Below are 15,545 nucleotides of genomic sequence, written 5' to 3'. Positions count from 1 at the left end.
GCGGCCCCTCAAGACGATGAAGTCTCCGTCGCCCCCGCCATCGCCGCGTTGCGGCGAGCGCGGCGGCTCTCGCGGTACTGCACGGGCGTCTGCCCGGACCAGCGCTTGAACGCGCGGTAGAAGGTGCTCGGCTCCGAGAAGCCGGTCAGGTAGACGATGTTCTCGATCGCCTCGTCGGTGCGCGCGAGCAGGCGCTTGGCGAGCGAGAAGCGGAAGTCCGCGAGAATCTGCGAGAAGCTCGTGCCGGCGCGGGCGAGCTCGAAGCGCAGCCGGCGCGGGGCGATGTCGAGCTCCTTGGCGACCTCTTCGAGATCGCAGTTCTCGAGCTCGAGGCGCTGGGCGAACACGCCGCGAATGCGCTCGACGAGGTCCTCGCGCTTGAGCTTCATGAGCCGCTTTTCGGCCAGGCCTTCGTGCAGCTGCAGCAGGTCCGGATCGAAGTGCGGCGAGCGGTAGTCGAGCAGCGCCGGGTCGAACCAGATTTCGCTCTCCCCGCCACCGAAGGTCACCGGACAGCCGAACACTTTCTCGTAGTCCGCGTCCGAGGCGCGCTGGCTGCAGCGCAGTAGCACGCGCTGCGGGGCGAACTGGGCGTCGGTCACCGCGCGCGCGAACTGGATCAGCTCGTAGACCACGATGATTTCGGTGTGGCGCAGCTGCGGCGCATCGACCGCGGTGCCGATCACCGCCACGCGCGCGCCCGCGGCGTCGTTGACGATGCGCATGCTCAGCGCGTCCGAGATCAGGCGCAGGTACTTCAGCGAGCGCTTGAGCCCTTCGGCGAAGGTCCGGCTGCTGAACATGAGGTATTCGAGCACCTCGCCGCGGAACACCGGCAGGTGCGGGCACAGGTGCAGGCCGACTTCGGGGTCGTGCGTGACCGACTCGACCGTGCTCCAGAAGAAGGCCTGCTGCTGATGCGGGGTGCGCAGTTCGCGCAGCGGCAGCTTTTCGGCGTCGTAGCCGAGGCGCTGGTAGATGGCCGAGACGTCCAGTCCGGCTTTGACCATGCCTTCGTGTATGAGCTGCAGCAGTTGTCCCGAATCCCGCATCGGCGTCCGCCCCCGTTTTGGTGTGGAAGGCGCCTAGTGTGCCGGATTGGCCGATTTGACACACGCCTGCGTATGGGGCGACTCGCAGGCCGGGCTCCGGCGCAGGGCCGGAGCGAGGCTTTACGGGCTCTGGGTCTTGAGCCCGGCCGACGGCGTGCGCGAATCCACCGCCTGCGGACGCACCCATTCGGGCGGCGCCCACAGGTGCTTGAGCCGCTCGCGCAAGGCGCCCGGACGGGCGACGTCGGCGAACATGTCGCGCCACTCGTGGAACATCATCGTGACCGGGTTGCGCGTGTGGATCTGCCGCGTGATGCCATAGTCGCAGGGCGCTTCCTCGGGCACGAAGCTGCCGAACAGCTTGTCCCAGATCACCAGCACGCCGGCGTAGTTGCGGTCGATGTATTGCGGGTTGCGCGCGTGGTGCACGCGGTGATGCGAGGGTGTGTTGAACACCGCCTCGAACCAGCGCGGCAGCTTGCGCACGACCTCGGTGTGGACGAAGAACTGGTAGCCGAGGTTGATCGCCACGACCAGGATCACGTGCTCGGGCTTGAAGCCGATGAAGGCCAGCGGCAGCCAGAACAGCCACATGCCCGAGATCGGGTAGGTGAGGCTCTGGCGCAGCGCGGTCGACAGGTTCATGCGCTCGGAGCTGTGATGCGTCACGTGGCTCGCCCACATCCAGCGGATGCGATGGCTGCCGCGATGGAACCAGTAATAGAAGAAATCCTGCAGCAGCACGAGCAGCAACAGGGTCCAGCCGTTGAACGGCACGTCGAACAGCCGGTGCTGGTAAACCCAGTAAAAGAGCCCGATCAGCAGCGCCCAGGCGACGCCATCGGCCGCCGCGTGCGAGAGCGCGAGCACGACGTTGGTGCCGGTCTCGTGCACGGAGTAGGTCTGCTGGCGGCGGCGATGCAGCACGATCGCCTCGGCGATCATGCAGACCAGGAAAATCGGGGCCATCAGCAGCAGGAACACCTTTTCGATGCCCACTTGCTCGATGGCTCGCAGTGCGTCGTTGAGCATGGTCGCGGTCCTCCGTCCAAGCCGCGGTTAATGCGCAGATTGGACCACAGCCGGCCGGCGGTGCCACTGGTAAAACCGCGTCCGGTCGTGGGCGCGGCGGCGAGTCGCTACTGCCTGGCGAACACCTTCTTGAGCAACTCGGTGCTGCGCGCGGCCGGATCCTTGCGGATGCGTGCCTCCTCGTCGGCGATCTTGGTGAACAGGCCGTTGAGCGCCTGCTGGGTCACGTAGTCGTCGAGATCGGTCGGCGGGGTGCTGCCCGACAGCCTCAGGATCGGCCCGGCCTTGCTCGCCACCTTCTTGTACTGCTGGGTCACGCCGACCTGGGCGGTGGCTTCGGAGACGATCGGCAGGATCCTGGCGTAGAGCTCGTTGGTCGAGGTGCGGCGGAAGAACTCGGTCGCCGCGTTGTCCGGCCCCTGCAGGATCTGCCTGGCGTCGGCCAGCGTCATCTGCGAAATCGAGTTCGCGAAGATGCTGCTGACCTGCGGAACGGCCTTCTCGGCAGCCCGGTTCAGCGTGAGCTGGAACTGGTCGAGCGTGCTGCCGTAGCCGATCGCCCGCACCGTGCTCTCGTACTTGGAGATGAAGCCCGGCAGCGGCACGCGCACGCGCGGATCGGCCCAGAAGCCGTCGGTGCGCCCGAGCTGGCCGATCGCGGCCGTGGTGCCCTGGTTCAGCGCCTGGCGCAGGGCCGCGGCGATCTCGCTCTGGCTGATTCCGGTGGCGCCTGGAATCACCGAGCCGATCGCCGAACCCAGTCCGTCGAGCGCTCCCTTCACCGACTGGCCGCCGCCGGCGCAAGCGACCACGCTGGCGAGGCCGAGACCGCAGGCGAGCAGACGCAACCCAGACCAGGACATGCAGAACTCCGAAGCGACGATGAGCCAGCATAACCGCAGCCATCGTGCCAGCTAAGGGATATTTCAGAGGATCGTCAGACCGTTTTGAACCCACGTCCAAGCGCCGTGGAATGAGACCTCGCATTACACTGCGCGCCCCATGCTCTCGTTCTCCAACGTCACCCTGCGCCGCGGGGCCCGCAAGCTGCTCGAAAACGCCACGTTCACGGTTCATTCCGGCTGGCGCGTGGGCCTGGTCGGACGCAACGGCACCGGCAAATCGAGCCTGTTCGCGATGGTGCTCGGCGAGCTCGCGCCCGATCTCGGCGAAGTCCAGCTGCCCCGGCAGGTCGAAATCGCCTGGGTCGCGCAGGAAACGCCTGCATTGCCGATGCCGGCGATCGAATTCGTGCTCGACGGCGACACCGAGCTGCGCCGCCTCGAAGCCGATCTCGCGGTCGCCGAGGCCAAGCACGACGCCGCGCGCATCGCCAAGCTGCACGACCGCCTGAACGCCATCGGCGGCTACGCGGCGCGCGCGCGTGCGGCCAAGCTGCTCGACGGCCTGGGTTTTTCGAACGAGGCGCAGGCGCGGCCGGTGGCGAGCTTCTCGGGCGGCTGGCGCATGCGCCTGAACCTCGCGCGTGCGCTGATGTGCCGCTCCGACCTGCTGCTGCTCGACGAGCCGACCAACCACCTCGATCTCGACACCGTAATCTGGCTGCAGGACTGGCTGCGCAGCTATCCGGGCACGCTGTTCATCATCAGCCACGACCGCGAGTTCCTCGACGCGGTGACCACGCACACGCTGCACCTGCATGCCGAGAGCGCCACGCTCTATTCGGGCAATTACAGCCAGTTCGAGCGCCTGCGCGCCGAGCGGCTCGCGCAGCAGACTGCGCAGCGCGAACAGCAGCAGCGCCAGCTCGCGCACCTGCAGGCCTTCGTCGACCGCTTCCGCGCGCAGGCGACCAAGGCGCGGCAGGCGCAGTCGCGGCTCAAGATGATCGAGCGCATCCAGCTCACCGCGCCGGCGCACGCGGATTCCGAATTCAATTTCAGCTTCCGCCCACCGCTCAAGCTGCCGAGCCCGATGCTGAGGCTCGATCGCGTCGCGGTCGGCTATGGCGACAAGCCGCAGCTGTCCGGCATCAAGCTCGGCCTCGAGCCGGGCGACCGCATCGGCCTGCTCGGCCCGAACGGCGCCGGCAAGTCCACGCTGATCAAGCTCATCGTCGGCGAACTCGCTGCCCTGCAGGGCGAGGTCAAGCGCTCGCCGGATCTGAAGATCGGCTACTTCGCACAGCATCAGCTCGAAAGCCTCGACATGAAGGCCTCGCCGCTGCTGCATCTGCGGCGCATCGACAAGGACGCGAGCGAGCAGTCGCTGCGCGACTACCTCGGTGGCTTCAACTTCCGTGGCGATCGCGTCTACGAGGCGATCGAACCGTTTTCGGGTGGCGAGAAAGCGCGGCTGGCGCTCGCGCTTGTCGTCTATCCGCAGCCGAATCTGCTGCTGCTCGACGAGCCGACCAATCACCTCGATCTCGACATGCGTCACGCGCTCGAACTCGCGCTGCAGGAATTCGCGGGCGCGATGGTGCTGGTCTCGCACGATCGCCATCTCGTCGCGAGCACTTGCGACACGCTCTGGCGCGTCGCCGACGGCCGCTGCGAACTGTTCGACGGCGATCTCGACGATTACGCCAAATGGCTCGGTTCGCGTGGCAACGACGGTGGCAGCGGCAAGGCGCCCGAAAAAGTGCTCGATGCCGCGGCCAAGGCGCAGCAGCGCGCGCTGCGCGACGCGGTCGGCAAGCTCGAATCGCAGATGGGCAAGGCACAGGCGCGACTCGACCAGATCGAAGCCGCGCTCGGCGACGCTGGTCTTTATGAAGCCGCGCGCAAGAAGGAACTCGACAAGCTGCTAGCCGAGCAGAAAACGCTGCGCGACAAGCTCGCCGACGTCGAGGCGCGCTGGCTCGAGGCGATGGAACAGCTCGAGGCCGTCTGAGCCATGCGCCTGCCGCAGGTCGAGATCAACGGAGTCGCGGCGAGCGCCGCGCAGATCCTCGCGGCGGGCGCGGGCTACGGGCATTTCACTTCGCTGCAGGTGCGCGACGGCGCGGTCGCCGGTTTGTCACTGCATTTTCAGCGCCTGGCCGATGCCACGCAGCGGCTGTTCGGCAGCACGCTCGATCTCGCTCAGCTGCGCAGCTGGCTCGAGCAGGCCTTGAGGAATGCGAAGGCGCTCGACGCGGCGTCGGTGCGCATCGTCGTGCACGCCGCGCGCTTCGATCGCGAGCGGCCCGAAGCGGCGACGCCGGTCGACGTGATGATCGCGGTCAGCGCGGCGATCGAGCGCAAGCGGGCTCCGATTCGCGTGCAGTTGCGAGCCTACGAGCGCGAGCTGCCGCAGGTGAAGCATCTGGCGACTTTCGGGCTGCTCTGGCAGCGTCGCGAGGCGCGTCTGGCCGGCTACGACGATGCCTTGTTCGAGACGCGCGCGGGCCTGGTTTCCGAAGGCAGCGTCTGGAACATCGGCTTCTGGGACGGCGCGCGCGTGATCTGGCCGCGCGCGCCGATGCTCGACGGCGTCAGCCAACAGGTGCTGAAGCACGGGCTCGTTCGCAACGGCGTGGGAAGCGAGGTGCGCGAGTTGCGCCGCGAACATCTGAGCGGATTGCGCGCCGCGTTCGCCTGCAACGCGAACGGTGTCGCCGTGCCGATCGCGAGCATCGACGACATCGGCTTCGATCCGGCACCGGACTTCGTCGACGAACTGCTGCGCTGCTATCGAAGCGTGGAACCAGAAGCGGTCTGATGCCTTTTCATCCCTCTCCCGGAGGGAGAGGGAAACACACAGGTCAGGCCATTTTTCGCGCGCTCGGCCCGCTCGGATAAGCTGATTTATCTTCCATGACGCAGAGCACCATGCCCTCCCGCACCTCCAACACCGCCGCGATGTGGACGCTGATCCTCTGCGCGGCCGCATTGCTCATGATCACGATGGGGGGGCGCCAGTCGATGGGCCTGTTCGTCGCCCCGATCACGCAGGCGACCGGCATCGGCATCGTCAGCATCAGTTTCTCGCTCGCGATCGCGCAGTTCACCTGGGGGGCAGTGCAACCGGTGTTCGGGGCGATCGCCGATCACTACGGGGCGCGGCCGGTGATCTTCCTCGGCACCCTGCTGCTCGCGGCCGGTTATGCGCTCGTGCCGAACGTGCAGTCGCCGCTGATGCTCACGCTCGCGCTCGGCCTGTTCACGGCGGCCGGGGCGGGGGCGGGCAGCTTTTCGATCCTGATCGGGGCGACGGCCTCGGAACTGCCGCCCGAGAAGCGTTCGATGGCGAGCGGCGTCATCAACGCGGGCGGTTCGGCCGGACAGTTCGTTTTCGCGCCGCTGCTGCAATTCTTGATCGCGGGCTTCGGCTGGATCGCGGCGCTGTATTCGCTCGCGGCCGTGAGCCTGCTGTCGTTGCCACTGCTGCTGGGCTTGCGCAAGCGCGCTCCGCAGACGGCCGCCGCGAATGCCGTAGCGGCCGAAATGAGCCTCGGTGCGCAGGTTCGCATCGCCCTTCGCGATCGCAGTTATTGGCTGCTGCATGCGGGCTTCTTCACCTGCGGATTCCACATCGGTTTTCTGGTCACGCACCTGCCGGGCGAGGTCTCGCTGTGCGGTCTGCCGGCGAGCGTGTCGGCGACGTCGCTCGCGCTGATCGGCCTGTTCAACATCATGGGCAGCCTGGCCGCGGGCGCGCTCGGCGGGCGCTATCGCATGCGTTCGATACTCGGGCTCATGTATGCGAGCCGCGCGTTGATCATCGCGATCTACCTCGTCTCTCCGCGCACGCCGCTGACCTTCTATCTGTTCGCGGCAGCGCTCGGATTCAGCTGGCTCGCGACGGTGCCGCCGACCGCGGGGCTGATCGGCAAGCTGTTCGGCACGCGCTATCTCGGCACGCTGTTCGGGCTCACGCTGCTTTCGCACCAGACCGGCGGCTTCTTCGGCGCCTGGGTCGGCGGGCTGACGATCTCGCGCTACGGCGATTACAGCTGGATGTGGTACGCCGACATCGCGCTCGCGGCGGCGGCGGCCCTGCTGTGCCTGCCGATCCGCGAGGCACACGTCAGGCCGGTCGCTGCCCAGCCGGCCTGAGCGCGTCCGTTACCGCTGTCTTCACGCCTTCGCGGGAATGACGGCGGGGTGGGTTGTCGTGCTTCGGCCGGGCGACGGACGGCGCTTCGTTGTCGCCCGGGCCAGTGTCCATACGCATCCGTATCCGATAGGCTGGCGGCATTCAATTTTCCTTCGCCTTCAACCTTCGCTTTACGGAGATTTCGTATGCCCAGCTATACCGCCCCGATGCGTGACATCCAGTTCGTGCTGCACGAACTGCTCAAGGTCGAGGACGCGCTCAAAGAGATTCCGGTCCACGCCGAACTCGATGCCGACACGCTCAACTCGGTGCTCGAAGAAGGCGCCAAGTTCGCCTCCGAGGTGATCCAGCCGCTCAACCAGAGCGGCGACGAGGAGGGCTGCACCTACGTCGGCGACGGCGTGGTCCATGCGCCGAAGGGCTTCAAGGAAGCCTACGCGCAGTACGTCGAAGGCGGCTGGCCGGCGCTGTCCTGCGACACCGAATACGGCGGCCAGGGCCTGCCGCATTTCGTCAACAACGCGTTCTACGAAATGCTCAACTCGGCCAACCAGGCCTGGACCATGTACCCGGGCCTCACGCACGGCGCCTATGAGGCCCTGCATGCGCACGGCACGCCGCAGCTTAAGCAGCTGTACCTGCCCAAGCTCACGAGCGGCGAATGGACCGGCACGATGTGCCTGACCGAGCCGCATTGCGGCTCCGATCTCGGCATCCTGCGATCGAAGGCCGAGCCGGTCGGCGACGGCAGCTACCTGATCTCGGGCACCAAGATCTTCATCAGCTCCGGCGAGCACGATCTGGCCGAGAACATCATCCACCTCGTGCTCGCGCGCCTGCCCGGCGCGCCCGAAGGCACCAAGGGCATCTCGCTGTTCATCGTGCCGAAGTTCCTGCCCGACGCGAATGGCAAGCCCGGCGAGCGCAACACGGTCAAGTGCGGCTCGATCGAACACAAGATGGGCATCCACGGCAATGCCACCTGCGTGATCAACCTCGACGGCGCCAAGGGCTGGCTCGTCGGCGAAGAGAACCGCGGCCTCAACGCGATGTTCGTGATGATGAACGGCGCACGCCTCGGCGTCGGCATGCAGTCGCTGGGTCTCGCCGAAGTGGCGTTCCAGAACTCGCTGATCTACGCCAAGGATCGCATCCAGTTCCGTGCGGCAAAGGGCCCGGTCAATCGCGACAAGCCGGCCGACCCGATCATCGTGCACGCCGACGTGCGCCGCCTGCTGCTGACGCAGAAGGCCTATATCGAAGCCGGCCGCGCGTTCTCGTACTGGCTCGCGCTCAACATCGACAAGGAGCTGTCGCATCCCGACGAAGCGGTGCGCAAGGAGTCGGCCGATCTCGTCGCGCTGCTGACGCCGATCGTGAAGGCCTTCGTCTCCGACAACACCTTCGAGTGCACGAACCACGCGCTGCAGTGCTTCGGCGGCCACGGCTTCATCAAGGAATGGGGCATGGAGCAGTTTGTGCGCGACGCGCGCATCAACCTGATCTACGAAGGCACCAACGCGATCCAGTCGCTCGACCTGCTCGCGCGCAAGGTGCTCGCCGACGGCGGCGCCAAGCTCAAGAAGTTCGGCAAGCTCGTGCAGGCTTTCGTCGTGCAGAACCAGGGCAACGAGGCCATGAAGGAATTCCTCGAACCGCTCATGGACATCGGCGACAAGGTCAACAAGCTCACGGGCGAAATCGGCGCCAAGGCCCAGCAGAATCAGGAAGAGGTCACCGCCGCCGCGGTGCCCTACCTGCGCGTGGTCGGCCATCTCGTCTACTCGTACTTCTGGGCGCAGATGGCGAAGATCGCGCTCGAAAACCAGGGCGACGACTTCTACAAGAGCAAGCTCGCCACCGCGCGCTTCTACTTCGCCAAGCTGCTGCCCGAAACTGCCGGCTACATCCGCCAGGCGCGCGCGGGTTCGGACGTGGTGATGGGCTTGCCGGCCGAGCTGTTCTGATCGGCTGATCGCAACCAGACGTCCCGGTGTGATCGAAAGCCCTTCGGCCGCGAGGCCGGAGGGCTTTTTGTTTCGCGCTTCAACGAGCGCCACAAAGTCTTCATCTGCGCCGCCTACGCTCGGCTGGCTGCTCATCACATCACTACGGGCCAGGAGACAGGGAATGTCCAAGCGAGTCGTGTCGTCGCGTCGTGGGTTTTTGAGAGCATCCGCCGGTGCCGCGGGCGGTCTGCTGCTCGGTGGTTGTTTGCCGGGCGTGCTGGCCGCGCGGCAGGCGCCGGCGGTGGTGGCGTCGGATGCGTCGCGTCCGCTCGCCGACTGGGGTTTGCAGATCGGCGATGTGCTCGCCGACCGGGCCATCGTCTGGAGCCGGGCCGATCGCGAATCGCGGCTCGTCGTCGAGTGGTCGCTCGATGCGCAGTTCAACCAGAAGCAGCGTATCGTCGGGCCTTATGCGCTCGAAACCTCCGACTACACCGCGCGCGTCGACCTGAGCGGCTTGCCGCAGGGGCGCGAGATTCACGTGCGCACGATGTTCCAGAACCTCGACGACGAAGCGGCCGAGAGCGAGCCCGTGAACGGTGTGTTCCGCACGCGTCCGCGCCGTCGCGAAGGCCTGCGCTTCGTCTGGGGCGGCGACACCGCGGGGCAGGGCTGGGGCATCAATCCCGATGACGGCGGCATGCGCTGCTACGAGGCGATGCGCGCGGTCGATCCGGATTTCTTCCTGCACTCGGGCGACACGATCTACGCCGATGGGCCGATGAAATCCGAAGTCGCGCTCGCCGACGGCAGCTGGTGGTACAACGCGTTTCTCGATGCGGTGCCCGAGAAGACCAAGGTCGCCGAGACGCTGCGCGAATATCACCGCGCGTATCTGTACAACCTGCACGATCGCCACGTCCGCGCGTTCAATGCGCAGGTGCCGCAGATCTGGCAATGGGACGATCACGAAGTCGCCAACAACTGGTCGGCCGCCAAGGATCTGTCGGCCAACGCCGCGTATACCGAGAAGCGCGTGCAGACGCTCGTCGCACGCGCGACCAAGGCCTTTCTCGATTACGCACCGATGCGTGCGCACACGCAGGACGAAGCGCAGCGCGTCCATCGGCGCATTCCGTACGGCGACGATCTCGATGTCTTCGTGCTCGACATGCGCAGCTATCGTGGGCCGAACAGTTACAACCGCCAGACGTCGCCGAGCGAGGCGACCGCGTTTCTCGGCGCCGAGCAGATCGCCTGGCTCAAGCGCGGCCTGCGCGATTCGACCGCGACCTGGAAAGTCATCGCAGCCGACATGCCGATCGGCCTGCTCGTCGGCGACGGCGTCGATGCGCAGCAACGTCCGCAATTCGAAGCGATCGCCAACGGCGATGGCCCGGTGCTCGGACGCGAATTCGAGATCGCCGAGATCCTGCGCTTCATCAAGCGCGCTCGCATCGCCAACACCGTGTGGCTGACGGCCGACGTGCATTACTGCGCCGCGCATCGCTACGAACCCAGGCAGGCGCGCTTCGATGATTTCGAGCCGTTCTGGGAATTCGTCGCCGGGCCGCTGCACGCGGGGACTTTCGGTCCAGGCGAGCTCGACGACACCTTTGGTCCGCAACTCGTGTTCGCCAAGGCGCCGCCGAAGGGCCAGAGCAATCTGCCGCCGAGCGCCAACTACCAGTTCTTCGGGCAGGTAGACATCGATGCGCGCACGCGCGCGATGACGGTGGCGCTCAAGGACAGCACGGGCGCGACCTTGTTCACCAAGACGCTCGAGGCGGAGCGGCGTTGAAGCAAGTCGCTAAAGCTTGATGACGCGCCAGGCTTCGAGCTTGGCTGCGTAGTTCAGCGTCGCATGCGCCGGGCTCGTCGAAGGCAGGCGCGCGAAGCGCGGCGGCGAGGCGAGCGCGGGCAGGCGCACGTAGCGCTTGAAGCTCTGTTCGGCCTTGCCGCCGTTGAAGAACACGCGCTCGATGCGCGGATGATCACGCAGCAGCGTGGCCAGATCGTTCGGCTCGATGCTGTCTTCGACGATGCTCGAATCGAGGCTGCCTTCGCGGATGCAGCACTTGAGCACGTCCCAGAGCGCGATGCCGTTGCGCTGCAGCAGCCGCAGGCGATCCGAATACGCCAGCTCGCGATGGGCGCCGAACAGGTCGCCCATCAGTTTCCAGAAGGCGTTCTGCGGGTGCGCGTAATACTGGTTGGCCTGCAGCGACAGCACGCCGGGCATCGAGCCGAGCACGAGCGTATGCGCGTGCTCGTCGACGACCGCGGGAAAGCTGTAGATCAACGTCATGCGCGCATTAAAGCAGGCTTGCAAGCAAAAGGCCGGTCATCCGACCGGCCTTCGCGTTGGGCGACTGTTCTGGGCGCAGGCGATGCGAATGGCGATCAGCCGCTGACGAGCAGCTGGTCGATCTCGGCGAGGTCGGCCTCGGTGAGCCGCCCGGATGCCGACTTCAAGGTGAGGATGGACACCAGGTAGTCGTAGCGCGCGCGTGCGTAATCACGTTGCGCGCTGAACAGCAGGCTTTGCGCGTTGAGCACGTCGACGGTCGTGCGGGTGCCGACTTCGAGGCCGGTTTCGCTGGCCTGCAATGCCGTCTGGTTCGAGATCACCGCCTGCTTGAGCGCCTTCACGCGCGCGGACCCCGTCAGCACCGCGAGGTAGGCGTCGCGAGTCCTGCGCGAGACGCTGCGCTCGGCGCCGAGCAGTTCGGCTTTGCGCTGGTCTTCGACGCTCTGCGCCTGGCGAACCTGCGAGCGGACCGCGAAGCCGCTGAAGATCGGCAGGTTGACCTGCAGGCCGACCGAAGGACCGTGCAGTTCCTGGGTCTGGTCGCCGATCGAGCTGCCGCGCTGATCCCGAATCTGCTCGACGTCTGAATACTGGCCGACCAGATTGAGCGTCGGATAGTGCGCAGCGCGTGCGATGTCGACGTCGTAGCCGGCGAGCTTGGCGTTCACGCGGGCGATCGCGAGGTCGTAGTTGTTGTCGCGCGCGACGCCGAGCCAGTCGTCGACGTTCTCGGGCTGCGGGCCCGGCAGCGGAATTTCGTCCTGCAGCGGGACCAGCGCGGCATCGCGCTGGCCGGTGATTTCGAGCAGGGCCTCGCGCGCCGAGGCGAGCATCTGTTCGCCCGCGATCACATCGGCGAGCACCACGTCGTAGCTGGCCTGGGCCTCCTGCACGTCGGTGATCGCCGACAGGCCGACTTCGAAGCGCTTCTTGGCCTGTTCGAGCTGGCGCTCGAGCGAGGTCTTCTGCGCCCGCGTGTAACGCAGATCGTCGTTGGCCGCGAGGTAATTGAAATAGGCCTGCGCGGAGCGCAGCAGCAGGCTCTGCTCGGCCGAACGATACGTGGCCTGCGCGAGCGACAGCTGATCGGCGGACTTCGAGAAGCGCATGAACGCGGCCCAGTCGAAGACCGGCTGTTGCAGGCTGATGTTGAGATTCTTGTCGGTGGACGTGGCGTTGATGCCCTGGCCGAACGTGAACGGCACGAGATCGGTCTGTCCGTCTCCGTCGGCATCGATCGGATCGCCATTGGCATCGACGGCTTCGGTCTGCGAGGTCTGGCTGAAGTTACCCTTCGATCGCCCCTTCTGGTAGCCGTAGCTGCCACTGATCAGCGGCAGCAGGGCCGCGCGTGCCTGCGGCCTCGCTTCGAGCGCCGCGTCACGCTGATGCGTCGCGGCAGCGATCTGCGCATCGTTGTCCACCGCCAGGCGATAGACGTTGACGAGTTCGTTGGCCGAAGCCGACGAAGTCGCCAGCGCGAGCACGGGAAAGAGCGCGGCAGCAGCCGCTTTGAATGCCGACAGGCGCATCGCGAAAATCCCCCAATAAAGCTGAATAGTAGAAGCGGTGGTTACCGATCAGACGGCCTCAGTACCGCGGCACCCTCGCATCGATTTGCTCGGACCAGGCATCGATTCCACCTTCCAGGTGCGAGACCTGGGTGAAACCGTTGTGCTCCAGGAAGCGGCCTGCGTGTTCGCTGCGAACGCCGTGGTGGCATAAGACGGCGATCGGCGCCTGCGGGTTTAATTCGCCGATGCGATCGGGCAAGTCCATCAGCGGAATGTTGATCGCGCCGGGCAGCGAGGCGATGGCGATCTCCTCGGGCATGCGCACGTCGAGCAGGGTGGCGCCCGAGGCGATGAGGGCTTGGAATCTGGAAGGGCTCAGGGTCTGCATGGTCAGGGTCGAAATGTTCCGTTGAACGCCGGAGTATCTCACTCCGCACAGATGACGGGCCAAGCCTCGTCGGCCTGATGTCGGTGCAGGGGCAAGATCGATGCCGCCGCCGTGCCAGCTGGACCGTGCGCAAGCCGCAACGGGCTTTTGCGGCTGCTTTGGGGCCCATGCGATAGTGTTGCGATGACTGCTGCTTCCACCGCGATTTCCGCTCCCCAATTCGTGCTCGCCTCACGCTCGCCGAGGCGCGTGGAGATGCTGCGCGGCGTGGGTTACGTATTCGATTGCAAGCCGGCCGACGTGCCCGAAAAAGCCGCCGCCGGAGAGTCTCCCGAAGCCTTCGCGCGCCGGCTCGCACTGTCCAAGGCGCGTACGGCGGACACCGGCGGACACTCCCGCGGCGGACAGTCCGAAGGCGACGGACTGTTCGTGCTCGGGGCGGATACCGACGTGTCGATCGATGGCGAAATCCTCGGCAAGCCGAAAGACCGCGACGATGCGCTGGCGATGCTCGCCAGGCTGTCGGGCCGCACGCACCGGGTCTGCTCGGCCGTCGCGCTCGTGCGCGGCGAGGTGGTCTACGAGGCGCTCAGCGTCACCGAAGTGAGCTTCGGCTTGATCACGCCCGAAGACGCCGCGGCCTACTGGGCCAGCGGCGAGCCGGCCGACAAGGCCGGCGCGTATGCGATCCAGGGCGGAGCCGCGCGCTGGATACGCTCGATCGCCGGCAGCTACACGGGCGTGGTCGGACTCCCCCTCTACGAAACCTGCGAAATGCTGGCCAGGGCGGGCATCAAACCGTCTCTCGACCGATGAGCACCGAAATCCTCGTCAACATCGGCCCGCAGGAAACCCGCGTGGCCCTCGTCGAGAACGGCGCCGCGCAGGAGATCCACATCCAGCGCGCCTCGCGCCACGGCCTGGTCGGCAACATCTACAAGGGCCGCGTGCAGCGCGTGCTGCCAGGCATGCAGGCGGCCTTCGTCGAGATCGGGCTCGAGCGCACCGCCTTCCTGCATGTGGCCGACATGGTGCCGGCGCAGAACGCCAACGGGGAGCCGATGCCGCAGCCGCCGATCGGCAAGCTGCTCAGCGAAGGCCAGGACGTGCTCGTGCAGATCCTCAAGGACCCGCTCGGCACCAAGGGCGCGCGGCTGACGACCCTGCTGTCGGTGCCGTCGCGCTATCTCGTGCTGCTGCCGTTCGAACCGCATGCGGGCGTTTCGGCGCGCATCGAGGATGAGGCCGAGCGGCAACGGCTCAAGGACATCGTCGCCGGCCTGCATCAGCGCCTGTGTCCGCAGTTCGGCGTGATTGCGCGCACCGCGGCCGAAGGCGCCAGCGAGGAAGCGCTTGCGCACGATCTGGAGTTCCTGCTGCGCCTGTGGGCCTCGGTGAGCCAGGGCAGCCGCATGGCCCAGCACGGCACGCTCGTGCACGGTGATCTGCCGCTGTCGATGCGCATCCTGCGCGACCTGCTCGGCACCGACGTCGAACGCGTGCGCATCGACAGCGCGAGCGAGTTCGCCAAGCTCAAGCAGTTCGCGCTCGACTTCGTGCCGGGTGGAGCGCATCTGGTCGGGCTCTACGAAGGCCATGCGCCGATCTTCGATCTCTACGGCGTCGAGGACGACATCGGCCGGGCGCTCACGCGCAAGGTCGACCTCAAATCCGGCGGTCATCTGGTGATCGACCAGACGGAGGCGATGACGACGATCGACGTCAACACCGGCGCGTTCACCGGGCATCGCAATCTCGAGGAAACCATCCTCAAGACCAATCTCGAGGCCACGCAGGCGATCGCGCGGCAGCTGCGCCTGAGGAACCTCGGCGGCATCATCATTCTCGACTTCATCGACATGCGGAACGAGGACCATCGCGCGCAGGTGCTGCGCGCCTTGGAGAAGGAGCTCAAGCGCGATCCGGCGCGCACCCAGGTGTACGATTTCTCGCCGCTGGGCCTGGTCGAGATGACGCGCAAGCGCACGCGCGAATCGCTCGGGCACATCCTGTGCGAGCCCTGCTCGTCTTGCTCCGGGCGCGGCAGCGTGAAAACGGTCGAGACGGTCTGCCACGAGATCACGCGCGAAGTGCAGCGCGCCGCGCGCCAGTTCGAGGCCAAGGCCTTCCTGGTGCTCGCCGCGCCGCAGGTGGTGCAGCGGCTCACCGAAGACCAGCCGATGGGGCTGGCGGAACTCGAAGCCCAGCTCAACCGGCCGATCCGGACCAAGCCCGAGGCCACTTACCATCAGGAGAACTTCGACGTCGTGCCTCTATGAGGAATTCCGCTCCGTC

13 protein-coding genes are annotated in these 15,545 nt (G+C 66.4%); 7 read left to right on the top strand and 6 right to left on the bottom strand.

Translation table 11 applies throughout. The features are described from left to right. Positions 1-8: 8 nt before the first annotated feature. The 3 genes from AC3WUM_RS05760 to AC3WUM_RS05750 form a co-directional block, all read right to left on the bottom strand. Positions 9-1,052, bottom strand: coding sequence for an AraC family transcriptional regulator (locus AC3WUM_RS05760; protein ID WP_492409245.1), 1,044 nt, complete (start codon positions 1,050-1,052; stop codon positions 9-11). A gap of 120 nt (positions 1,053-1,172) precedes the next feature. Next, positions 1,173-2,084: a sterol desaturase family protein gene (locus AC3WUM_RS05755; protein WP_492409244.1), complete on the bottom strand. Its 912-nt coding sequence runs from the start codon at positions 2,082-2,084 to the stop codon at positions 1,173-1,175. Positions 2,085-2,191: 107 nt separating this feature from the next. Next, positions 2,192-2,947, bottom strand: coding sequence for a DUF4197 domain-containing protein (locus AC3WUM_RS05750; RefSeq protein ID WP_492409243.1), 756 nt, complete (start codon positions 2,945-2,947; stop codon positions 2,192-2,194). Positions 2,948-3,086: 139 nt separating this feature from the next. Here AC3WUM_RS05750 and AC3WUM_RS05745 point away from each other — a divergent pair, with 139 nt between their 5' ends. From AC3WUM_RS05745 to AC3WUM_RS05725, 5 genes are all read left to right on the top strand, one after another. Further along, positions 3,087-4,940: an ATP-binding cassette domain-containing protein gene (locus tag AC3WUM_RS05745; RefSeq protein ID WP_492409242.1), complete on the top strand. Its 1,854-nt coding sequence runs from the start codon at positions 3,087-3,089 to the stop codon at positions 4,938-4,940. Positions 4,941-4,943: 3 nt separating this feature from the next. After that, the gene (locus AC3WUM_RS05740) at positions 4,944-5,750 is read left to right on the top strand and encodes an aminotransferase class IV (protein WP_492409241.1); all 807 of its coding nucleotides are present in this window, start codon (positions 4,944-4,946) and stop codon (positions 5,748-5,750) included. Between the two features lie 110 nt (positions 5,751-5,860). Further along, positions 5,861-7,087: an MFS transporter gene (locus AC3WUM_RS05735; protein ID WP_492409240.1), complete on the top strand. Its 1,227-nt coding sequence runs from the start codon at positions 5,861-5,863 to the stop codon at positions 7,085-7,087. 186 nt (positions 7,088-7,273) lie between these two features. Next, positions 7,274-9,055 (top strand): acyl-CoA dehydrogenase C-terminal domain-containing protein, encoded by a 1,782-nt coding sequence (locus AC3WUM_RS05730; RefSeq protein ID WP_492409239.1) that lies wholly within the window; start codon positions 7,274-7,276, stop codon positions 9,053-9,055. A 163-nt stretch (positions 9,056-9,218) separates the two neighbouring features. Further along, positions 9,219-10,838, top strand: coding sequence for an alkaline phosphatase D family protein (locus AC3WUM_RS05725; RefSeq protein ID WP_492409238.1), 1,620 nt, complete (start codon positions 9,219-9,221; stop codon positions 10,836-10,838). Positions 10,839-10,847: 9 nt separating this feature from the next. On the opposite strand, the gene AC3WUM_RS05720 is transcribed toward AC3WUM_RS05725, so the two are convergent. From AC3WUM_RS05720 to AC3WUM_RS05710, 3 genes are all read right to left on the bottom strand, one after another. Then, positions 10,848-11,345 (bottom strand): DNA-deoxyinosine glycosylase, encoded by a 498-nt coding sequence (locus AC3WUM_RS05720; RefSeq protein ID WP_492409237.1) that lies wholly within the window; start codon positions 11,343-11,345, stop codon positions 10,848-10,850. Between the two features lie 95 nt (positions 11,346-11,440). After that, positions 11,441-12,880, bottom strand: coding sequence for a TolC family outer membrane protein (locus AC3WUM_RS05715; protein WP_492409236.1), 1,440 nt, complete (start codon positions 12,878-12,880; stop codon positions 11,441-11,443). 58 nt (positions 12,881-12,938) lie between these two features. Beyond that, positions 12,939-13,250, bottom strand: a complete 312-nt coding sequence (locus AC3WUM_RS05710; protein WP_492409235.1) for a rhodanese-like domain-containing protein — start codon at positions 13,248-13,250, stop codon at positions 12,939-12,941. 183 nt (positions 13,251-13,433) lie between these two features. On the opposite strand from AC3WUM_RS05710, the gene AC3WUM_RS05705 reads away from it, so the two are divergent. Continuing rightward, the gene (locus AC3WUM_RS05705) at positions 13,434-14,066 is read left to right on the top strand and encodes a Maf family protein (protein ID WP_492409234.1); all 633 of its coding nucleotides are present in this window, start codon (positions 13,434-13,436) and stop codon (positions 14,064-14,066) included. Continuing rightward, a complete protein-coding gene (gene rng / locus AC3WUM_RS05700; protein WP_492409233.1) occupies positions 14,063-15,529 on the top strand; it encodes a ribonuclease G in 1,467 nt (488 codons plus the stop codon). Before AC3WUM_RS05705 ends, rng begins: the two co-directional genes overlap by 4 nt. Positions 15,530-15,545: the final 16 nt, after the last annotated feature.

Source organism: Hydrocarboniphaga sp. FW305-C-57, from assembly GCF_058783045.1.
The sequence above is the reverse complement of the archived record's forward strand: the minus strand, read 5'-3'. Positions and strand labels throughout refer to the sequence as shown.